At 60.0% G+C, this 20,849-nt stretch carries 23 protein-coding genes; 10 read left to right on the top strand and 13 right to left on the bottom strand.

The genetic code is table 11. The annotated features are described in order from the left end of the window. Nucleotides 1–12: 12 nt before the first annotated feature. From ASE80_RS26245 to ASE80_RS26235, 3 genes are read right to left on the bottom strand one after another with little or no spacing between them, the layout of a single operon-like run. Nucleotides 13–576 carry a peptidylprolyl isomerase A gene (locus ASE80_RS26245; RefSeq protein WP_016979352.1) on the bottom strand — a complete coding sequence of 188 codons (564 nt, stop codon included), beginning with the start codon at nt 574–576 and terminating at the stop codon, nt 13–15. A 3-nt stretch (nt 577–579) separates the two neighbouring features. Continuing rightward, nucleotides 580–1,383: an alpha/beta fold hydrolase gene (locus ASE80_RS26240; protein WP_056861492.1), complete on the bottom strand. Its 804-nt coding sequence runs from the start codon at nt 1,381–1,383 to the stop codon at nt 580–582. Nucleotides 1,384–1,397: 14 nt separating this feature from the next. After that, nucleotides 1,398–2,321 (bottom strand): LysR family transcriptional regulator, encoded by a 924-nt coding sequence (locus ASE80_RS26235; RefSeq protein ID WP_017134847.1) that lies wholly within the window; start codon nt 2,319–2,321, stop codon nt 1,398–1,400. Between the two features lie 49 nt (nt 2,322–2,370). On the opposite strand from ASE80_RS26235, the gene ASE80_RS26230 reads away from it, so the two are divergent. The 3 genes from ASE80_RS26230 to ASE80_RS26220 all read left to right on the top strand — a co-directional run bounded on the left by ASE80_RS26230 (nt 2,371) and on the right by ASE80_RS26220 (nt 4,507). After that, entirely contained in the window at nt 2,371–2,685 is a 315-nt protein-coding gene (locus tag ASE80_RS26230; protein ID WP_056861491.1) for a hypothetical protein, read from the top strand. Nucleotides 2,686–2,836: 151 nt separating this feature from the next. Continuing rightward, the gene (locus tag ASE80_RS26225; protein ID WP_056861490.1) at nt 2,837–3,436 is read left to right on the top strand and encodes an FMN-dependent NADH-azoreductase; all 600 of its coding nucleotides are present in this window, start codon (nt 2,837–2,839) and stop codon (nt 3,434–3,436) included. A gap of 204 nt (nt 3,437–3,640) precedes the next feature. Further along, nucleotides 3,641–4,507 carry a carboxylate/amino acid/amine transporter gene (locus tag ASE80_RS26220; protein WP_056861489.1) on the top strand — a complete coding sequence of 289 codons (867 nt, stop codon included), beginning with the start codon at nt 3,641–3,643 and terminating at the stop codon, nt 4,505–4,507. Between the two features lie 48 nt (nt 4,508–4,555). Here the strand turns inward: ASE80_RS26220 and ASE80_RS26215 are convergent, their stop codons facing one another. Continuing rightward, nucleotides 4,556–5,854: a mechanosensitive ion channel family protein gene (locus ASE80_RS26215; protein ID WP_056861488.1), complete on the bottom strand. Its 1,299-nt coding sequence runs from the start codon at nt 5,852–5,854 to the stop codon at nt 4,556–4,558. A gap of 193 nt (nt 5,855–6,047) precedes the next feature. On the opposite strand from ASE80_RS26215, the gene ASE80_RS26210 reads away from it, so the two are divergent. Beyond that, a complete protein-coding gene (locus ASE80_RS26210) occupies nt 6,048–7,394 on the top strand; it encodes a DEAD/DEAH box helicase (RefSeq protein ID WP_026013512.1) in 1,347 nt (448 codons plus the stop codon). A gap of 114 nt (nt 7,395–7,508) precedes the next feature. On the opposite strand, the gene ASE80_RS26205 is transcribed toward ASE80_RS26210, so the two are convergent. Beyond that, entirely contained in the window at nt 7,509–7,784 is a 276-nt protein-coding gene (locus ASE80_RS26205; protein WP_056861487.1) for a hypothetical protein, read from the bottom strand. A 155-nt stretch (nt 7,785–7,939) separates the two neighbouring features. Here ASE80_RS26205 and ASE80_RS26200 point away from each other — a divergent pair, with 155 nt between their 5' ends. Continuing rightward, nucleotides 7,940–8,329, top strand: coding sequence for a hypothetical protein (locus tag ASE80_RS26200; protein ID WP_017134854.1), 390 nt, complete (start codon nt 7,940–7,942; stop codon nt 8,327–8,329). A 114-nt stretch (nt 8,330–8,443) separates the two neighbouring features. Here ASE80_RS26200 and ASE80_RS26195 read toward each other — a convergent pair whose 3' ends face one another. From ASE80_RS26195 to ASE80_RS26185, 3 genes are all read right to left on the bottom strand, one after another. Then, on the bottom strand, nt 8,444–9,310 hold the full coding sequence (locus ASE80_RS26195) for a DUF6279 family lipoprotein (RefSeq protein WP_056861486.1): 867 nt from the start codon (nt 9,308–9,310) through the stop codon (nt 8,444–8,446). A 66-nt stretch (nt 9,311–9,376) separates the two neighbouring features. Beyond that, nucleotides 9,377–10,099 carry a TorF family putative porin gene (locus tag ASE80_RS26190; RefSeq protein ID WP_056861485.1) on the bottom strand — a complete coding sequence of 241 codons (723 nt, stop codon included), beginning with the start codon at nt 10,097–10,099 and terminating at the stop codon, nt 9,377–9,379. A 207-nt stretch (nt 10,100–10,306) separates the two neighbouring features. After that, complete coding sequence (locus ASE80_RS26185) at nt 10,307–10,486, bottom strand: hypothetical protein (protein ID WP_003193095.1); 180 nt, start codon at nt 10,484–10,486, stop codon at nt 10,307–10,309. Nucleotides 10,487–10,810: 324 nt separating this feature from the next. Between ASE80_RS26185 and ASE80_RS26180 the strand changes: the two genes are divergently transcribed. The 3 genes from ASE80_RS26180 to ASE80_RS26170 all read left to right on the top strand — a co-directional run bounded on the left by ASE80_RS26180 (nt 10,811) and on the right by ASE80_RS26170 (nt 13,739). Beyond that, nucleotides 10,811–11,647 carry a CvfB family protein gene (locus ASE80_RS26180; protein ID WP_028617391.1) on the top strand — a complete coding sequence of 279 codons (837 nt, stop codon included), beginning with the start codon at nt 10,811–10,813 and terminating at the stop codon, nt 11,645–11,647. Between the two features lie 52 nt (nt 11,648–11,699). Next, nucleotides 11,700–12,098: a DUF2177 family protein gene (locus ASE80_RS26175; protein ID WP_056861484.1), complete on the top strand. Its 399-nt coding sequence runs from the start codon at nt 11,700–11,702 to the stop codon at nt 12,096–12,098. 198 nt (nt 12,099–12,296) lie between these two features. After that, on the top strand, nt 12,297–13,739 hold the full coding sequence (locus ASE80_RS26170; RefSeq protein WP_056861483.1) for an NCS1 family nucleobase:cation symporter-1: 1,443 nt from the start codon (nt 12,297–12,299) through the stop codon (nt 13,737–13,739). Here ASE80_RS26170 and ASE80_RS26165 read toward each other — a convergent pair. Then, on the bottom strand, nt 13,651–14,850 hold the full coding sequence (locus tag ASE80_RS26165) for an MFS transporter (RefSeq protein WP_056861482.1): 1,200 nt from the start codon (nt 14,848–14,850) through the stop codon (nt 13,651–13,653). The genes ASE80_RS26170 and ASE80_RS26165 overlap by 89 nt on opposite strands. A gap of 104 nt (nt 14,851–14,954) precedes the next feature. Here ASE80_RS26165 and ptrR point away from each other — a divergent pair, with 104 nt between their 5' ends. After that, nucleotides 14,955–15,848, top strand: a complete 894-nt coding sequence (ptrR, locus tag ASE80_RS26160; protein WP_056861481.1) for a putrescine utilization regulator PtrR — start codon at nt 14,955–14,957, stop codon at nt 15,846–15,848. 142 nt (nt 15,849–15,990) lie between these two features. Continuing rightward, nucleotides 15,991–16,113: a PA1414 family protein gene (locus ASE80_RS31625; RefSeq protein WP_017134862.1), complete on the top strand. Its 123-nt coding sequence runs from the start codon at nt 15,991–15,993 to the stop codon at nt 16,111–16,113. Nucleotides 16,114–16,308: 195 nt separating this feature from the next. Here the strand turns inward: ASE80_RS31625 and ASE80_RS26155 are convergent, their stop codons facing one another. From ASE80_RS26155 to speB, 4 genes are read right to left on the bottom strand one after another with little or no spacing between them, the layout of a single operon-like run. Further along, the gene (locus tag ASE80_RS26155) at nt 16,309–17,691 is read right to left on the bottom strand and encodes a sodium:solute symporter (RefSeq protein WP_056861480.1); all 1,383 of its coding nucleotides are present in this window, start codon (nt 17,689–17,691) and stop codon (nt 16,309–16,311) included. Between the two features lie 35 nt (nt 17,692–17,726). After that, nucleotides 17,727–19,238: a purine-cytosine permease family protein gene (locus tag ASE80_RS26150; protein ID WP_056861479.1), complete on the bottom strand. Its 1,512-nt coding sequence runs from the start codon at nt 19,236–19,238 to the stop codon at nt 17,727–17,729. Nucleotides 19,239–19,259: 21 nt separating this feature from the next. Then, a complete protein-coding gene (locus ASE80_RS26145) occupies nt 19,260–19,679 on the bottom strand; it encodes a YybH family protein (RefSeq protein WP_056861478.1) in 420 nt (139 codons plus the stop codon). Further along, nucleotides 19,679–20,629, bottom strand: a complete 951-nt coding sequence (speB, locus tag ASE80_RS26140; RefSeq protein ID WP_056861477.1) for an agmatinase — start codon at nt 20,627–20,629, stop codon at nt 19,679–19,681. Before speB ends, ASE80_RS26145 begins: the two co-directional genes overlap by 1 nt. Nucleotides 20,630–20,849: the final 220 nt, after the last annotated feature.

The raw sequence follows: 20,849 nt of genomic DNA, 5'->3' as shown, positions 1-20,849 counted from the left end.
TTGCTGCGGACCTCAGTCGATGCGCTTGGCCGACTTGATCACAACAGGATCGATTGGCACGTTCTGCATGCCTTGCTTGGTAGTGGTTTGCGAGTTGACGATGACGTCGACAACGTCCATGCCCTTAACCACTTTGGCGAACACGGCATAGCCCGCATCACGGCCTGGGTCGAGGAAGGCATTGTCAGCCACGTTGATGAAGAATTGGCTGGTGGCCGAATTTGGATCGTTGGTACGTGCCATCGACAAGGTGCCGCGAACGTTATGCAGGCCGTTGCTGGCTTCGTTCTTGATCGGTGCTTCGGTCGGCTTCTGCGACATCTGCGCGGTGAAACCGCCGCCCTGGACCATGAAACCCGGGATCACGCGGTGGAAAATGGTGTTGGTGTAGAAGCCTTTGTCGACATAGGCCAGGAAGTTCTTGGTACTGATCGGCGCCTTGACCGGGTCCAGTTCGATTTCAATGTCGCCATTGGTGGTGGTGATCAGGACGTGAGGGGCCTTGGCAGGCTCAGCAGCCATCAGGTTGGCTGCGAACAATACGGAGCCGGCAAAGAAGGCGATTTTTTTCAGCATGGGTCAGTGATCCTGGGTAGTGGTTTCGACTGTCTTTAGAAAATCGAGCAAGGTCGCGTTAAAGACTTCGGGTTGGTCCAAGGGCGTGGCATGGCGGGAATCCTCGATCACCACCAGCCGCGCATCGGGCAGCAGTTTTACATAGTTTTCTTTCTGCGCCACGGGGGTGTAGTCGTGGTCGGCGCTGATGACCAGGGTAGGACAGGTAATTCTGGAAAGTTGTTCCTGTACGCCCCAGCCGACAATCGCATCGAAGCTGGCGAGATAAGCACGTTTGTCGTTTTTTGCCCAGCGTTCGGCCATTTTGCGCCGCAGGTCGGCTTGCTCGGGTTTGGGGAACAGCCGATCGCCGAGGGCCTTGCCAATGGTGGACAGGCTGAGCACGCGCGCCAGGCTCCAGCGCTTGGCCCATTGCCAGTAATCATCGGCGCTGCGCACCTTGACCTCGGGCGCGCTGTTGACGATGCACAGGCTCTTGACCTGAGCGGGGTCGTCCACGGCCAGCTGGAATGCGATCATGCCGCCCATGGATAAACCCACCACATGGGCGGGCGGCAGGTTCAGGTGTTCGATCAACGCCACCAGATCGAAGGTAAAACCCTGGATGCTGTAGCGTTCGCGGGGTTTGTCGGAGCGACCGTGACCGCGTATATCCACCACGATCAGGCGGTAATGCCGGGCCAGGACCGGAATCTGCAGTTCCCAATCCTGGCTGCTGGAGCCCAGGCCGTGGATCAGGATCAGCGGAGCGCCGTGACCGTATTCCTCGTAATGCAGGCTGCAGCCTTCGTGGTCGAACCAGGCCATGGGTGAACTCCGTCTCAGGCTTGCTGGGGGGCGGCGAAAGGTGCGTCCAGGGGAGCGGTGTCGAAGGTGCGCAACAAATCGATAAGAATCTGCGTGGCCGGCCCCAGGGGTTTGTCTTTGTTCGAGTACAGGTAGAACGTCGGGTTGCGGCTGCCGCCCTTTTCCAATGGCAGCTGCTTGAGCAGGCCATCCTTGAGTTCGCGTTCGATCAGGTGTCGGGGCAACCAGGCGAAGCCCAGGCCGCTGCTGACGAAGGTGGCGGCGGTGGGCAAGCTGCCGACGGTCCAGCGCTGTTCGGCGCCGAGCCAGCCGACGTCGCGCGGCTGCTGGCGGCCAGAGTCACGGATCACCACTTGCATCTGGCTTTCCAGGTCCTGGAAGCTCAACTCGCGGTTCAGGCGATGCAGTGAGTGGTCGGGGTGGGCCACAGCGATAAATTCCACGTCGCTCATTTCGGTGCCCAGGTAGCCTGGAATGATGAAGCCGCTGATGGCCAGGTCCGCCATGCCATCCATCAACAGCTCTTCAACGCCCGACAGCACTTCTTCACGCAGGCGCACGCGGCAGCCACGGCTTTGCGGCATAAAGGCGGTGAGCGCGCGCACCAGGCGTGCATTCGGGTAGGCGGCGTCCACCACCAGGCGTACTTCGGCTTCCCAGCCCTGTTCCATATGATGGGCGAGGTCTTCCAGTTGGCTGGCGTTTTTGACCAGTTGCCGCGAGCGGCGCAACAGCACTTCACCGGCCTCGGTGAGCACGGCCTTGCGCCCATCGATGCGCAGCAATGGCACGCCGAGCTGGTCTTGCATGCGGGCCACGGTGTAGCTCACCGAGGACTGCGAACGGTGCAGTGCTTCAGCCGCCTGGGCGAAGCCACCGTGGTCGACCACGGCCTGCAGCGTGCGCCATTGATCGAGGGTAACGCGGGGCGCTTTCAAGATGAGCTCCTCTTGTCCTAAGCTGGCGGTCCTTATTGGAGACTGCCGAATGAGAAAATTCTGTTGTGTGTTGCTGGCGCTGCTGCCGATGAGCGCGTTTGCCTATTCCACCGACGTTACTAAAAAGATCGAGGGCGTGAGCATTGACTACACGGCGTCCGACGTCGACAACGACATCAGTTCCATACAGCTGAATAACTACGGCCCCAATGACGCGGTGTGCTCGGTAACCTTCACCAACGGCCCGGAATCGCCGCGTCGTCGAACGGTCATGGTGCCGGCAGGTAAAAGCACCAACACCACGGTCAAATTCACCCGCTCGATTATCAAGATGCGTATCGCCCTGGCGTGCGCCCCAAAATAACGCGGCAGCGGAGCATGCCCACAGCAATACTCCGCTTATAAACAAATTTATAGATGGGTTATAGCAGTTTTTTACGCTTTTTTATCGAATTGGCTCTGTCTAATCTTCACTCCATCGCCTTACAGCATTTACAGATGGAGCCTACCCAGCCATGTCCAATGTTCTGATCATCGAAAGCAGCGCCCGCCAGCAGGATTCGATCTCCCGCCAGCTGACTCAACAGTTCATCAGCCAATGGCAGGCCGCCCACCCGGCGGATCAAATCACTGTGCGTGACGTGGCCCTCAACCCGGTCCCGCACCTGGACGCCAACCTGCTCGGCGGCTGGATGAAACCCGCCGACCAGCGCAGCGGCGTCGAACAGGCGTCCCTGGACCGCTCCAACGAACTGACCGACGAATTGCTCGCTGCCGATGTGCTGGTGATGGCCGCGCCGATGTACAACTTCGCCATTCCCAGCACCCTTAAAGCCTGGCTGGACCACGTGCTGCGCGCCGGTGTGACCTTCAAGTACACCGCCACCGGCCCACAGGGTCTGCTGATTGGCAAGCGCGCCATTGTGTTGACCGCCCGCGGTGGCATCCACACCGGCGCCACCTCCGATCACCAGGAACCTTACCTGCGCCAGGTCATGGCGTTTATCGGGATTCATGACGTCACTTTCATTCATGCCGAAGGCGTGAACCTGAGCGGTGACTTCCAGGAGAAGGGCATCAACCACGCCAAAGCGCTGCTGGCACAGGTCGCATAACGCTTTAATCGTCACATAATCGCGCGGTGTTTATATCGCTCCACGCAAACCCTTCAAGTACGCGTATCGAACCTCCCTTTGCACTTGTTGCTCCTGAGTGCTCCTGCCCGACTGCCGCTATAGCGAGGTCGGGTTTTTTTTTGCCTTGAGTTTCAGTAAACGCCGAAAACCTTTAATGTCCCGCCCATTCGAAACGAGGCGCGCATGGGCTACTTACTGGTTGTCACCCTGATTCAGGCATTTTCCTTCAGCTTGATCGGCGAATACCTCGCCGGTCACGTCGACAGCTACTTCGCCGTGCTGGTGCGCGTGGTATTGGCCGGGCTGATCTTCATCCCGCTGACCCGCTGGCGTTCGGTGGCACCACCCTTCATGCGCGGCATGTTGCTGATCGGTGCGCTGCAGTTCGGCGTGACGTATGTGTGCCTTTACTTGAGCTTTCGCGTACTTACGGTGCCGGAAGTATTGCTGTTTACCATCCTCACGCCGTTGCACGTGACCCTGATTGAAGATGCGCTTAACCGCCGTTTCAACCCGTGGGCATTGGTTGCTGCGCTGGTGGCCGTGGGCGGCGCGGCCGTGATTCGCTTCGACCAGATCACGCCGAACTTCCTGATGGGCTTCCTGCTGCTGCAACTGGCCAACTTCACCTACGCCGCCGGGCAGGTGATGTACAAGCATTTGGTGGCGCGTTATCCGAGCGATTTGCCGCATTACCGGCGCTTTGGCTACTTCTACCTGGGCGCCTTGATCGTGGTGCTGCCGGCGTTCTTGCTGTTCGGTAAAACCAACTTTTTGCCCGAAGCGCCGCTGCAGTGGGGCGTGCTGGTGTTTCTCGGGCTGGTCAGCACCGCGCTGGGCATGTACTGGTGGAACAAAGGTGCCTGCCTGGTCAACGGCGGCACATTGGCAGTGATGAACAACCTGCATGTGCCGGTGGGGTTGCTGCTGAACCTGCTGATCTGGAATCAGCACGAGCCGCTGGGGCGGTTGGCGTTGGGTGGGTTGGTGATTCTGGGGGCGGTGTGGGTCAGTCGCTTGGGTGTGCGCAAGGACGCGATCCACCGCTGAGGTTAGTGTGGGAGCGGGCAAGCCCGCTCCCACAGGGAATGGATGGCGTTAGGCAGATTCGTTTTCCAGGGCTGGCAAATGACTGGCCCCCAATACCGCCGGCAACACGCCCGCGCGCAAATCATTGCCACTCGGCTGCTGATACAGGCTCAAGCCAAACTCCGGCAACACCGCCAGCAAATAATCAAAGATATCGCCCTGGATGCGCTCGTAATCCGCCCACGCCGTGGTGCGCGTGAAGCAGTAGATCTCCAGCGGCACGCCTTGGGCAGTGGTTTGCATCTGGCGCACCATGCAGGTCATGTTCGGCTGGATGTCCGGGTGGCTTTTCAGGTACGCCAGGGCGTAGGCACGGAAGGTGCCGAGGTTGGTCATGCGGCGGCGGTTGGCCGACAGTTGCGCGCTGTGGCCCTGGGCTTCGTTCCAGGCCTTGAGTTCGGCCTGCTTGCGGCTGATGTAGTCGGTGAGCAGGTGTACCTGGGTCATGCGCACTTCTTCGTCGTCGCGCAAAAAGCGCACGCCGCTGGCGTCGATATACAGGCTGCGCTTGATACGGCGCCCGCCGGACGCCTGCATGCCGCGCCAGTTCTTGAACGACTCCGACATCAGGCGCCAGGTCGGGATCGAGACAATGGTTTTGTCGAAGTTCTGCACCTTGACCGTGTGCAGGGTGATATCCACCACGTCACCGTCGGCGCCGACCTGGGGCATCTCGATCCAGTCGCCGACCCGCAGCATGTCATTGCTGGTCAGCTGCACGCTGGCCACAAACGACAGCAGCGTGTCCTTGTACACCAACAAAATCACGGCCGACATGGCACCCAAACCGGAGAGCAGCAACAGCGGCGAACGGTCGATCAAGGTGGCGACGATGATGATCGCGGCGAACACGAACAGCACCATCTTTGCCAGCTGCACATAGCCCTTGATCGAGCGGGTGCGGGCATGTTCGGTGCGCGCGTAGATATCCAGCAAGGCGTTGAGCAGGGCGCTCACGGCCAGCGTCATGAACAGGATGGTGAACGCCAGCGCCACATTGCCGATAAACAGAGTGGCAGTCTTGCTCAGGTCGGGCACCAGGTACAGGCCGAACTGGATCACCAGCGAGGGCGTCATTTGCGCCAGGCGGTGGAAAACTTTGTTATGCCGCAGGTCATTGAGCCAGTGCAGCGCCGGTTGCCGGCCGAGCAGTTTGATGGCGTGGAGGATGAGGTAACGCGCTACCCGTCCGACCAGTAAGGCGACTACCAGTAATATCAGCAAACCCAGGCTGGAATGCAGCAGTGGGTGTTCATCGAGGGCGCCCCAAAGGTCTTGGACGTTGAGCCAGAGCTGTTTGATATCCATGGGTAAAACCGATTCTTCTGTAAGACAACACGGGCCGATTAGAGCATTTATGTGCAACAAAGTTGGTTTTGTGGACAAATCTGCTGACAAAAAAGCAGCTGATTAGCGCCATTCGCGTAAAGAAACTCGGTTTGAGCGCCCGAAACCGTTACCCTATGCAGCTGATATTTTGTATTTCTTCGAGGTAGCACCCGTGTTTTCCCAATTCGCCCTGCACGAACGCCTGCTCAAAGCCGTGGCCGAGCTTAAATTTGTCGAGCCTACGCCTGTGCAAGCAGCGGCCATCCCGCTCGCGCTCCAAGGGCGTGACCTGCGGGTGACGGCGCAAACCGGCAGCGGTAAAACCGCCGCTTTCGTCTTGCCGGTGCTGAACCGCCTGATTGGCCCGGCCAAAGTCCGCGTGAGCATCAAGACCCTGATCCTGCTGCCGACCCGCGAGTTGGCCCAGCAGACCTTGAAAGAAGTGGAGCGCTTTTCGCAGTTCACCTTCATCAAGTCCGGCATCATCACCGGCGGTGAAGACTTCAAGGTCCAGGCCGCCATGCTGCGCAAGGTGCCCGACATCCTGATCGGCACCCCAGGCCGGATGATCGAGCAACTCAACGCCGGCAACCTCGACCTCAAGGAAGTCGAAGTGCTGGTGCTCGACGAAGCCGACCGCATGCTCGACATGGGCTTTGCCGACGATGTGCAGCGCCTTGTGGCCGAGTGCGTCAACCGTCAGCAGACCATGCTGTTCTCCGCCACCACCGGCGGTTCGACGCTGCGCGACATGGTTGCCAAGGTGCTGAACAACCCTGAGCACTTGCAGGTCAACAACGTCAGCGACCTGAACGCGACCACGCGTCAGCAGATCGTGATGGCCGACCACAACGTACACAAAGAACAGATCCTGAACTGGTTGTTGGCCAACGAGACCTATCAGAAGGCCATCGTCTTCACCAACACCCGTGCAGCAGCCGACCGCATCTATGGTCGTCTGGTGGCGCAGGAATACAAGGCGTTCGTGCTGCACGGCGAGAAAGATCAGAAGGACCGCAAGCTGGCCATCGACCGCCTCAAGGCTGGCGGCGTGAAGATCCTGGTCGCCACCGACGTTGCCGCCCGAGGCCTGGACGTGGATGGCCTGGACATGGTCATCAACTTCGACATGCCGCGCAGCGGCGACGAGTACGTACACCGTATTGGCCGTACCGGGCGTGCCGGCAACGATGGCCTGGCCATCTCGCTGATCTGCCACGGCGACTGGAACCTGATGTCGAGCATCGAGCGCTACCTCAAGCAGTCGTTCGAGCGCCGCACCATCAAGGAAGTCAAAGGCACCTACACCGGGCCGAAGAAGGTCAAGGCGTCGGGCAAGGCCGTTGGCGTGAAGAAGAAAAAGACCGACGCCAAGGGCGACAAGAAGAAAACCGGCGCCAAGTCGCCGACCAAGCGCAAGATCGCCAACCGGCCGAAGACCGACAACCTGTCGCTCGTCAGCAAGGACGGCATGGCACCGCTCAAGCGCCGCAAGCCAGAAGCGCCGGCTGCCGAATAAGGCCGCTGATATGAAAAAAACGGACGCTGTCCGGTTTTTTTATGCCCTCAGTTGATCGTTCCTACGCTCTGCGTGGGAATGCCGCCAGGGGCGCTCCGCGTCCCGTTGTGATGGTTAATTCTTTGCTTTGGCGGCCGCCTCATCCAGCTCCTTGAGGCGCTGGTCAATCAGTTGGCACTTGTCCGGCAGGTCCGCGCTGGCGGTTTCCAGGTTCATGTGTTGCAGCTCATCGTTGATTTCCTTGGCCTTGGCCGGGTTTTGCTGGGTCAGCCGGGTCACTTCCTTGGCCAGTTGTTCGCGTTTGGCCGTGGCCTCTTCCGGCGTGCAGGCCCAGGCAGGCAGGGCGCTCAGCAGGGTGGCGGCGATAGCCAGGTTCATCAGGCTTTTCATGGTCGGACCTCCTTGGCAGTGATGTTCAGTTGAGGGGGCGAACGTCTGGAAAGTTCAGAGAAATGACGCTCGTCTATTCGGGTGAACGGCCAGTGCACGGTCGTGTCATTACCTCTAACGGGCCACCTTTTAATCTGCCCGCAGGAGGAATCAGGATGACGACTTACAACTGGGATCTGATCGAGCGACTGCTGCATGAAGTGCAGAACGGCGAAGGCAGCTTTGCGCCGCGCAAATACGCCGAGCAGGAAGCGGCCGAAAAGGCCACGGCGGGCGAATCCACCGGTAACCTGGACGCGTTGAAAAAGACCGCCGCCGATTACGAAGCGCTGTTGTTCAAGCGGGGTTTCATTGAATCGCGCCCGGAAGAAGAGGGCGGCAATGGTGAGAACTTCATCCTCACGGCGCTGGGCGCGCAGTTGCTGGCCCTGATCGACAGCTCAATCCCGGGCAATGATCACCCGCGCCAGGTGCTGGACGAGCAGGCCGACGCGCTGGACCCGGCGACGTTCGCCGAGGTGGCTTCCAAGGCGCAGATTGCGTAATAAGGCACACCCCAGACCAAAATGTGGGAGCGGGCTTGCTCGCGAATACAGTGTGTCAGTCAATAGATTCATCGACTGATTCACCGCATTCGCGAGAAAGCCAGCTCCCACATTTTAAATCGAGGCGGCCTTGAGGCATTTGAGGGCCTGGAAGTCACTGCGAACCTTGCCGATTTTTTGTGTGAGTGTCTGGCGCTGCTGCGCCGTGCTTTCGGCCATCAGGTCGATGATCAGGCCACGCGCAGCGGCTTCGGTCTGTGCATAGGCGGTGCGGTATTGCGGGGTCCACAGGCTCTCGCGGTCGACCAGCAGCTGTTGGATTTTCTGTGGGAAGTCAGCGCTGTGACGCTGCTGCAAGGCGTCGATAAATTGCGCCTGCCAATGGGCGCGATTACCGATCCACTCCTGATTCTGTTCACCCAGCGCGATTGACCACGCCGTCACCCGGTTCTGCTGGCTGGGACTCAACGGCCCCATCCACGCAACCAGGCGTTTGCTCATGCGCTCGGCGCGCTCTTTGATCTGCTGAGCCAGTGGCGGTTTGAGGTATTCGTCCTGGCGCTTGCGCAGGTCTTTGGCCAGCGCATCACCCATGTCTTTGACTTGTTGATCATCCAGGCCCTGCAGCAACTGGATGGCTGACGGCGTGATCTCGCGGGCCACTTCAGCGATCGCCTGCTTGGCTTCGACGGTGCGCGCTTGCAGCGCGGCGTCGGTGATCTGGTTGTTGTCGACCATTTGTTGCAGGCGATCCAGCCAGTCCAGGTAGCCCGGCAGTTGGGTGGTGCAGTGCCAGGCCAGATGTTCCTTGAGGGTGCCATTGAACCAGCTCTTTTGCCCGGCGTTCATGTCCAGGTAGTCGTTGAGGGTCCAGGGGATGATCACATCAAGGTTGCGGTAGGCCAGGCCCACGCGATTGCAGCCGGCGAGCACCAGGCTCAACGTCAGTAAAACCACCAGTAATTTGAGCCGACGCAGCATGGGCGTGTCCTTGCGCAGGGAGGGTTCATGTATGTGAACCTGCGCGGGGCGCGACAGTTCAGCCCATCAATAAAACGACCGTGCGGCCTTTAAGGTCAACAGGCCGTCGCATTGCGAATTGTGTCCGGAGTAGGCCGAGCAATCCCCGCCACTGAGGCTGGAACCGCTGTAGATCAGGTCCAGGTCCACGCCTTTCCAGGCGCGGGAGAACTGCACCGACCAGTCGCTGAAGCTGCTGATGGTGCCGCCTTCTACCGCCGCCGGCGTGCCGAGTTGGTGGGTGGTGTATTTCATGCTGACGCCGATGCCGAACGGCTGCGTACCGCCGAGGTCGGCAAACAGCGTGCTGTCCTGGCGATCCGGGTCGTTGCTGAACGACACGCCGAAGCGATTGCCCAGCAGGTTCAGGCCGCCGTAGAACTCCTGGCTGTCGAGCGGGCTGAGCTTGGGGTAGCTGTAGTGGATCATGCCCACTTCGTAGCCCAGGGTCTGGTCGAAGGGGCGCTTGAAGCCCATGTAGGAGTCGACTTCGAGGTTGTTGGCCGAGGACAGGCCCATATTCGGCGAAAACTGGCCGAAATACAGGCCGCTGTCGTGGCTCAGGTCCAGGCCGCCGTGAAAGGAATCGCTGCCCGGCGAGGTGGGCTTGACCAAACCCTGGGCCATGCTGCGGCTGGGCGTGGTGCCCAATTTGAGGTCGAAGTCACCCAGTTCACGCTGAAAAATCTGCGCGTGTGCAAGAGGGCTTGCCGCAAGGGCAGCGATGAGAAACAAGCAGGGCTTGAGCATGCTTCACTCCATGAAAAGCGAGGAGCAGTTACGAAAAAATCGGACAGATGCCCGTGCTAGACGGGTGCAAGCATACCGGCGAATGCTTCGCGGTGAGCCCCGTTCGTCGATTAGCGCATCAGGAGAGGTAGCAGGAGGGTGTTTCAGACTCTAGTCCTGGCGCCTTGGAAGGCAAGACGCTTAGGAGCTAGATGCGACGCGCGGGTATTACTTTTTGCCCAGGCTGATCTGCTTGGACGGGCCGAAAGTCTGGCCGCTCACGCCCTTGGCAATTTGCTGGATTTCACCGCCGGACTTGAGGAAAGCAGCAATTTGGCTGTTGATCGATTCGCTGGTTTCAACGGCGGGAGCTGGCTTTGCTTTGCTATTGGATGCTTTTACGCGCATGGCGGCCACTAACCTGTAGAAAATTAACTTGGCCAGGCATCGTACAGGAAATACTTGACAATTGCTTGGCAAATATCCCATGGGAATTACGCGAGCCGCTGTAATTGGCCAAAGTTCGACCTTTAAATAAACCGCTAACTTACTGTTTTAACTCGAAACCACAGGGTTTGCTCGGCTGCTGGCCACCGGCAAAATTCGATCGATTGATCAGACGAGCGGGGCGGTGCCATTACCAGGCCACGTTGGCCCGCGATTTTTCAGGCGCACGCGCGTGGCGGGCCCAACTCGGGTAGAATGCCGCCCACGTAACGAAGGTATCTGGAAATGGCTTTAGTCGGGCGCTACAACAGCTTGCAAGTGGTTAAACACACTAACTTTGGTTTGTACCTGGATGGTGCGCAAGATGGCGAAATCCTCTTGCCTAATCGGTATATCCCCAAAGATATTCCCAGTGAAGATGAAGACTGGCTTAACGTTTTCATTTATCTGGACAGCGATGACAAACTTATCGCGACGACTGAAAAGCCGAAAGTTCAAGTCGGCGAATTCGCCAGTTTGAAAGTCGTCGAAGTCAACAGCATCGGCGTATTCCTCGACTGGGGTTTGCCAAAAGACCTGTTGCTGCCGTATTCGGAAGAAAAACGCCAGTTGACCGCCGGTGAATACTGCGTGGTGCACGTCTACCTCGACAAGCACACCAAACGCATCACCGCCACCGCGCGACTTGACCGCTACCTGGATAAGACGCCTGCCAACTACCAGGTGGGCCAGGAAGTCGACCTGCTGGTGGCCGAAGCCACCGACATGGGTTTCAAGGCGATCATCAACAACAAGCACTGGGGCCTGATCCACAAGAACGAAGTGTTCAAGTTCCTGCGCCCGGGCAAGGAAGAGAAAGGCTTTATCAAAGAGATCCGCGCCGATGGCAACATCAGCCTGAGCCTGCAGCCGGTCGGCCAGGAAGCGGCCTCCAGCCTCAACTCGAAGATCCTCGCCAAGTTGCGTGAAAACAACGGCAGCCTGCCGGTCAGCGACAAGAGCGACCCGGCGGTGATCAGTAATTTGTTCGGTGTCAGCAAAGGCAACTTCAAGAAGGCCATTGGTGCGCTCTACAAGCAGGGCCAGATTGTGATTCACGCCGATCGCATTGAACTAAGCTGATCGCGTTTTGCTCTTCTGTAGGTGCCGCTCGGCGCCTACAGAGGCTGCAACCATGACCCGCAAACTATGCTTCGCTTACCTCGGCACCTTACTCGCGTTTCTGGTGCTCGACGGCCTCTGGCTCGGCGTCTTCATGGGCCCGACCTACAAATCCCTGCTCGGCGCGCTGATGCTTGATCAGCCCCGCTGGCTGCCCGCCGTGCTGTTTTATCTGCTGTATGCGCTCGGTTGCGTGGTGTTCGTGGTCCTGCAAAGCGCCAGTTGGCAACGAGCAGCACGCCTTGGCGCTCTGCTCGGCCTGGTGGCCTACGGCACCTATGACCTGAGCAACTGGGCCACGCTGCAAGGCTGGTCAGCCGGGTTGGCACTGATGGACATGGCCTGGGGCACCTTCCTCACGGCGGTCTGCTGCAGTGTCGGCTATCTGTGTGCACATCGGGTGCAGCGTTGATTGTGTACAGGATTAACCTGCACCGTTGCTGAGCACAACCCCCGCCTATAGGCCCTCACAAACCCCTTTGCAACACCGTTTTAGAGAGATTGTGTGCCATTGGCACGCATTCTGCTGAATGCCTCGTATACAAACCATGCCGCCTCCCGTATGCACACCGTTACGGCAGCGCAGGCCGGTATTTCGAGGAGCCAAGCGATGACCGAACAATTGCCCAAAGGCTACAGCCCGCGCCTGTACAACCAGGACCTCGGGCCGCTGCCGCAAAAGTGGACCTGGTACAACATTTTCGCCTTCTGGATGAGCGACGTGCACAGCGTCGGCGGCTACGTGTTCGCCGCCAGCCTGTTTGCCCTTGGGCTGGCCAGTTGGCAGGTGTTGATCGCCTTGCTCGCCGGCATTTGCATCGTGCAGCTGATTGCCAACCTGGTGGCCAAGCCGAGCCAGCAAGCGGCGGTGCCATACCCGGTCATCTGCCGGCTGGCATTTGGCGTGTTCGGGGCGAATATTCCGGCGGTGATTCGTGGTTTGATCGCCGTGGCCTGGTACGGCATCCAGACGTACCTGGCGTCGAGTGCCTTGATTATCGTAGTGCTGCGCTTTTTCCCGCAGATGGCGGTGTATGCAGAGCCGCATTTTGCGGGCCTGTCCTACCTGGGCTGGTTTGGTTTCCTCAGCTTATGGACGCTGCAGGCAGCCGTATTCTGGGCCGGCATGGAATCCATCCGCCGCTTTATCGACTGGGCGGGGCCAGTGGTCTATGCGGTGATGTTTGCCCTGGCCGGCTGGATCGTATGGAAGGCGGGTTGGGCGAATATCAGTTTCACCCTGGCGGAAAAATCCCTGTCGGGCTGGCAGGCGTTTGGCCAAGTGATTGTGGCGACGGCGCTGGTGGTGTCGTACTTCTCCGGGCCTACGCTCAATTTCGGTGATTTCAGCCGCTACTGCCGCAGCATGCACGACGTGCGACGCGGCAATTTCTGGGGGCTGCCGGTTAACTTCCTGGCGTTCTCGCTGGTGACTGTCGTGATCGTTTCGGGCACCTTGCCGGTGTTTGGCGAAATGTTGCATGACCCCATCGCCACGGTTTCACGCATCGACAACAGCATGGCCGTGCTGCTCGGCGCCTTTGCCTTTGTGACCGCCACAATCGGCATCAACATTGTCGCCAACTTCGTGTCACCGGCGTTTGATTTCGCCAACGTCGCGCCGAGCAAGATCAGTTGGCGCGCCGGCGGGATGATCGCCGCCGTGGCCTCGATCTTTATCACGCCGTGGAACCTGTTCAACAACCCGCTGATGATCCACTACACCCTGGATATCCTCGCCGCGTTTATCGGGCCGCTGTTCGGGATTTTGATCGTGGATTTCTACCTGATCAAAAAGCAGAAAATCGACGTGGACGCCTTGTTCGACGACAGCCCGAACGGCCGTTATTACTACGATGGCGGCGTGAACTGGACCGCTGTCAAAGCCTTGGTGCCGGCGACGCTGGTGGGCGTCGCGATCACCTTCACGCCCGCGTTGCAGGGCATGGCCAATTTCGCCTGGTTCACCGGGTGTTTCCTGGGAGGGCTGTTTTTCCTGGCACTGGCACGGCGTGAGCAGGTTCGTGCGCCAACGTCGCTGGTTGCCGGTTGATCAACACCGCACCTGCCACCACCAAGCCGCAACCGGCAATGATCAAGGCCGGTTGCAGGCCACCGCTCACGTGGCTGCTCACCGAGGCCAGTAATGGGCCGCACAATTGGCCAATAGCAAAACTGGCGGTGAGCAGCCCGGTGCTGCGCTGGTAGCCGTGGGGTGCCACCTCGCGCAAACGCGCCATCACCAGTTGCATGCACGCCAGGAACGGCGCACCACACAGCAACACACCCAGCGCCAGGCCCCAGCCATTGCCCAGCAGGCAGGCGAATACCCCGACCGCTTGCAGCCACAAGGTCGTCATCAGCCAGCGGCGGGTGGTGTTCGGGTCCTTGCGACGCAGGCTCGCGACCACCACACCCAGCGCCGCCGACAAGCCAAAGCACGGCCAGAACAGGTCGGCTTGCCAGGCGCCTTTGAACTGCGCGCTGGCCATCTGCGACAAGAAGGTTGCAGGGATAATGTAGCCCAGGCCGTACAAGAAGTAGATCCAGCACAGGTGCGCGATGCTGGCGTTGCTGCCCGCGCGGGTGGCATGGGCCACCGCGGCGGTCGGTTTCGGTAAAAAGGGCAGGATGGCCAGCAACATCATCAATGCCACCACGCCATAGACCAGCCACAAGGTCGCAGAGTCTTCGCCCAGGAGATTGGAGCCCAGTGCCAGCAACCCGGTCAGCAGAATCCCCAAGCCCGGCCCGGCAAACACCAATGCCCCCAAACGTGGACGCCCGGTAGCAATCGCCAGCGGCTGGCTCAGACTGGTGATCATCACCAGCGCCCAGGCGCTCGCCACGCCGGTGCCAAAGCGCAGCAGCAAATGCGGCCAGAACCCATGCGCCCAGTACGACCCCAGGGTCAGCAGCACGCACAGCCACAGCCCGCCATACAAACGCCCTTTTATATGGTGATGGCTGCGGGCGAAGATCGAGTCCACCGCGCCGACGAAATAGCCCAGGTAGTTGGCGGCGGCAATCAGGCCGGCGCCGGTCAGGTCAATCTGCCCCTCGCTGAGCAAATGCGGCATCTGCGGGGTGAGGGCGAAGCGCCCAATGCCCATGGCCATCATCAGGGCGATAAAGCTGGCGGTTAAGCGAATCAGCGGTGACATAGGCGGGTTTCCTACGGGGAAGCGAATGACCTGTAGGCTAAAGCGGATTGACTTTCTGTAAAAATGAATAATAGTGAGTGACTTGTTCAGTTTTGGAGAAAGTTATGGAGTTCAGTCAATTGCGCATCTTCCAGGCCGTGGCGGAAGAGGGCTCCATCACCCGCGCGGCTGAGCGCCTGCATCGAGTGCCCTCGAACTTGTCCACCAGGCTCAAGCAAATGGAGGAGCAACTTGGCGTCGAGCTGTTCGTGCGTGAGCGCCAGCGTTTGCAGCTTTCTCCTGCGGGCAAAGTGCTGCTGGACTACAGCACCCGTCTGCTGGCGCTGCATGATGAAGCCCACGGTGCGGTGCAGGGAGGGCAACCGGCGGGCGATTTTGTGCTGGGCAGCATGTACAGCACGGCCGCAGTGCATTTGCCCAAGTTGCTGGCGCGCTATCACAAGGCGTATCCGATGGTGAACCTCCAGGTGCAATCGGCGCCCAGCGGCGAGTTGCTAGAGGGTTTGATCACCGGGCGTCTGGACGCGGCCTTTGTGGATGGCCCGATAACGATCGCGACGCTGGACGGCGTGCCCCTGTGCGAAGAGCGTCTGGTGATCATTTGCGAGGCGGATCACCCGCCCGTGCGTGGCCCCCAGGATGTCGCCGGCCGTTCGGTGTTCACCTTCCGACGCAGCTGCGCCTACCGCGCGCGCCTGGAAACCTGGTTTTCCCACGAGCGTGTGGCCATGGGGCGTGCCATCGAGATCGAGTCTTACCAAGGCATGCTCGCCTGCGTGATCGCCGGTTCCGGCGTGGCATTGATGTCAGAATCGATGCTTGACAGCCTGCCAGGCAAGGACAGCGTGTCCGTTCATCCGTTGACCGGGCCTTTTGCCACTGCCACCACCTGGTTGATGTGGCGCAAGGGCATGCTCGGCGCTAACCTCAATGCATGGATCGATCTGCAACAAGAGGGCAAGGCCGATTTCCTGCAAGACACGCGCGCGATTGCTTGAACGATCCGTCAGGATTCGGATCAATCCTGTAATAGTTCGTTGTGGTTTCGTTCAAGCATTACGTAAGACTTAGAGCTACTATCACTGTAGGAAAAGGCGACAGAACTCCCGCCTAGCCGCATTACCCTCAAAGGGGGCAACCATGAAAGAGAAAATTCAAAACTGGCTCCACGACCTCGGCGTTGCGCTGGGCCTGATTGAACCGCCACTGCAGCCGATACCGATTCGCACGGATGACGAGCAGCGTCGTCCGCGTCGCCGCTAAGCTCAGGTAGCAACAGATTTTAGAATGTGGGAGCGGGCTTGCCCGCGATAGCGGTGTATCAGTCGATAAAACTTGACTGACACACCGCTATCGCGGGCAAGCCCGCTCCCACAGTTGTTTTGTGCAAGGCAAAAAAACGGGCGCGACATCCGACGTCGCGCCCGCTGAAGAAACCGCTTTAAATCCCGTTACCTGTCAAATGGCCCGAGCTACCGAAGCCTCTGGCCGGCGCGACAACAAGCTCACCAACACAAAACTCACCAGCCCAATCGCCAGGCTGTAGTAGATCGGCGTGTTCGCGTCCAGGCCGTCCTTGAACATAAACACCAGCGCCGTCACAAAGCCCAAGGTCATGGAAGCAATGGCGCCGGAGGTGGTGGCGCGTTTCCAGAAAATCGCGCCCATCAGCGGGATCAGCATGCCGCCCACCAACAGGTTGTAGGCCAGGGTCAGGGCGCTGATCACGTCGTTGACCACCAGCGCGATACCCAGCACGGCGATACCGGTCAGCATCGTAAACAGACGGTTGATGTTCAGGCTCGATTGCTTGCCGCCGCGCAGGCGTGGCAGCAGGTCTTCGGTCAATACAGTGGACGCGGCGAGCAGGCCGGCGCTGGCGGTGGACATCATCGCGGCCAGTGCGGCGGCGATCACCAGGCCGCGAATGCCGTCGGGCAGCGAGGCTTTGACGATGGCGGCGAAGGCGTTGTTGACGTTGTCCAGGTTCGGCAGCAGCACATGCGCGGCCATGCCGATCAGGGCACAGGCCAGGCCGTAGAGGATGCAGTAGAAACCGGCGAACGTGCCTGCGTACTGAGCGACCTTTTCGTCACGGGCGGTGAACACGCGTTGCCAAATGTCCTGGCCGATCAGGATGCCGAAGAAGTAGATCATGAAGTAGGTGATGATCGTGTCCCAGCCGATTTCGGTGAAGCTGAAGTTCGACGCCGGCAGCTTCGCCACCAGTTGATCCCAGCCGCCGACGCGGTACAGGCAGATCGGCAGCAGGATAAACATCAGGCCGACGGTCTTGATCACGAATTGCACGATGTCGGTCAGGGTCAGCGACCACATGCCGCCGATGGTTGAGTACACCACCACCACGCCACCGCCGAGCAGCACCGACACCCAGAACGGCAGGCCGAACAGTACTTGCAGCACGGTGCCGATGGCCAGGATCGAAGTCACGCCGATCATCAGCGCGTAGGCCAGCATGATCACCGCACTCGCTTGGCGGGCCATGGGGTTGTAGCGTTTTTCCAGCACCTGGGTGACTGTGAAAATCTTCAACTTGAGCAGCGGCTTGGCCAGGAACAGGTTCAGCGCGATGATCCCCGCGCCCAGTGCGGCGCACAGCCAGAAGCCGGAAATGCCATGCACATACCCCAGGCGCACGGTGCCGACGGTGGATGCACCGCCCAATACCGTGGCGGCCATGGTGCCCATGTACAGCGACGGGCCCAGGTTACGACCGGCCACCAAATAGTCTTCGTGGGTCTTGGCGCGACGCATGCCGTAATAGCCGAGCACGAGCATGCCGGCGGCGTAGATGAGTACGACGAATAAATCCAAAGCCATGACGGCGAGTCTCCGATTATGGTTTTTATGGGCGATCAGGCGGCTTGTTGCAGCGCCGGGTTAACGTGCGAATCCGTGCGCCGGCTGCGAGGGTCGGCCGGGCCATAAACCGAAGCCGGTTCCGGGAACACACGCAGCAAGCTCAGGTACACCACCGACGCCAGCCCCAGGGTCACTGGCAGGCTGATATCGATGCCTTCGGCCAGGTTGCCCAGCGGCCCGACAAATTGCCCCGGCAGGTTGACGAAGCACAGGCCCACCACTGCGCTCGGGATCCAGGCGCCCAGGCCGCGCCAGTTCCAGCCGTGGCTGAACCAGTAGCGCCCGCCGGTTTCACCGCGGGTGAACACCTGCAAGTCGTCCGGGCAGTAGAAGCCGCGGCGCACGATCAGGCCGATGATCATCATCACCATCCACGGCGTGGTGCAGGTGATGATCAGCACAGCGAAGGTCGACACGCTTTGCACCAGGTTGGCGGCGAAACGTCCGATAAAGATGAAGGCAATCGACATCACCCCGATCAGCAACGTGGCCTTGACCCGCGACAGCAAGCGCGGGAACACGCTGGACATGTCCAGCCCGGTGCCATACAGCGAGGTGGTGCCGGTGGATATGCCGCCGATCACCGCAATCAGGCACACCGGCAGGAAGAACCAGCTCGGTGATACGGCCAGCAAGCCGCCGACGTAGTTGTTGGCCGCGATGTAGTCCGGCGCCTTGATCGCCACGATGGTCGCGGTGGCCAGGCCGAACAGGAATGGGATCAAGGTGGCGATCTGCGCCAGCACCACCGCCAGCATGATGCGCATTTTCGGCGTTTCACGCGGGATGTAGCGCGACCAGTCACCCAGGAACGCGCCGAAGGAAATCGGGTTGCTCATGGCCACCAGCGCCGAGCCGATGAAGGCCGCCCAGAAACCAGCCTGGCCCATGGCGACGGTGCCGGCGAAGTGGCTGTCGAACGCTGGCGCGAACGCGAAGATGCCCAGCAGAAACAGCAGGCTCGCCGCCCACACCGCAATGCGATTGACCCACAGCATGAAGCGAAAGCCGTAGATGCACACGGTCAGTACCAGCAGGGCAAACAGGCCGTAAGCCAAGCCCAGCGTCAGGTCGGTTTCCGGCAGGCCAATCAGACGTTTCGCACCACCGACCAGCGCGTCACCCGAACTCCACACCGACAGTGAGAAGAAGGCAATCGCCGTCAGCAGCGACAGAAACGAGCCGACAATGCGCCCATGCACACCAAAGTGCGCACCGGAAGACACGGCGTTGTTGGTGCCATTGATCGGCCCGAACAGGCCCATGGGCGCCAGGATCAGCGCGCCCACCAGCACCCCCAGCACAATCGCCCAGACGCCGGCCTGGAACGACAAGCCGAACAACACCGGAAACGAGCCCAGCACGGCGGTGGCAAAGGTATTGGCACCGCCGAAGATCAGGCGAAACAGATCCCTGGGCCCGGCGGTACGTTCGTGGTCCGGGATCTGTTCGACCCCGTTGGTTTCTATTTTGCGAATACTGTTTTGGTTGTTTTTATTATTCATGATCAGCTCCGATCACATTGGCTAAGGGGGCGGCAGCCCTTCCGGCATAGCGGACAAATGTTCGTGACAGGCCAGCCACAGGCCTTGTTGTTCTAGGTGAGACGCTTGCCGTTTGAAGACAATGGTCTCGCGCTCCTGGCTAAAAAATTGCTCCCCGTTCATGCGCAGCTCGGTGGCCACGTCATGAATAAATATCGCCACGTCGCCCAGCAGGCTGACCACGGCATTGCTTGAGCTGCAGGACAGCACCTCAAACCCCTCGTCCGCGCGCCAGCTGTCCCACAACGCCTGGTAGGCATCGCGATTGAGCAGTGGCTGGGGCAGGGTGTAGAACACGAAGCTGGCATCGGCGGTGAACGCGTCGAAGTAAGCCTCGCGGTCATTCGCGGCGAAGGCCGCCACCAGGTCGGCGGCGGCTTTCAATACCTCATGGGCGCTCATCAGCGGTGCGCCACGCCGGGCAGTACGCAGAGCATCTCGTACAGCAGGTTGGCGCCGAGCAGCGAGGTGTTGCCGGTGGTGTCGTAAGGCGGCGAAACTTCTACCAGATCGCAACCAACCAGGTCGAGGCCCTGGCAGCCACGGATGATCTCGATCGCCTGGATGGTGGTCAGCCCGCCGATTTCCGGGGTGCCGGTGCCGGGCGCCCAGGCCGGGTCGATGCCGTCGATATCAAAGCTCAAATACACCGGGCCGCCGCCGACTTTTTCACGCACTTCGGCCATCAGCGGCGCGAGGGAGTGGTGCCAGCACTCTTCGGCCTGGACCACACGGAAGCCCTGTTTGCGGCTCCAGTTGAAGTCTTCGGCGGTGTAGCCCTGGGCGCGCAGGCCAATCTGTACGACGCGGTCGCAATCGAGCAGGCCTTCTTCCACGGCGCGGCGGAAGGTGGTGCCGTGGGCGATTTTCTCACCGAACATATGGTCGTTGACGTCAGCGTGGGCATCGATATGCACCAGCCCGACCTTGCCGTGCTTTTTGTGGATAGCGCGCAGGATCGGCAGGGTGATGGTGTGGTCGCCGCCCAGGGTCATCGGAATTACGTCGTGCTCAAGGATCTCGTCGTAGGCTTCTTCGATGATGCGCACGGCGTCGAGCAGGTTGAAGGTGTTGATCGCCACGTCGCCGATGTCGGCAACCGACAGCGAGTCGAACGGTGCGGCGCCGGTGGCCATGTTGTAAGGGCGGATCATCACCGATTCGGCGCGGATTTCACGCGGCCCGAAGCGGGTGCCGGCGCGCAGCGAGGTGCCGATATCCAGCGGCACGCCGACAAAAGCGGCGTCCAGGCCCTTGGCCGTTTGCAGGTGGGGAAGTCGCATCATGGTGGCGATGCCGGCGAAGCGCGGCATTTCGTTGCCGCCCAGTGGTTGGTGAAAAATCTTGTCCACGGGAGTGCCTCATCGTTGTTTTGTTTATTAGGGGCCGATTCTGCGAAAAGCCGGTGGCGGGAAGAATCGGCAGAGGCAAATACTTAGTTCAGATTTTTCTAAACTAATGCTTGGGTTAAACTCGGTTCAAATGTGGGAGCTGGCTTGCCTGCGATGGCGGCGTTGGATTTACGGTTGCTATCGCAGGCAAGCCAGCTCCCACAGGATTTTGGTGTTCCGC

The sequence above is a fragment of the Pseudomonas sp. Leaf15 genome (genome assembly GCF_001421425.1).
GTDB classification, from domain to species: domain Bacteria; phylum Pseudomonadota; class Gammaproteobacteria; order Pseudomonadales; family Pseudomonadaceae; genus Aquipseudomonas; species Aquipseudomonas salomonii.
This window is presented reverse-complemented; position numbering and strand designations above follow the sequence as displayed.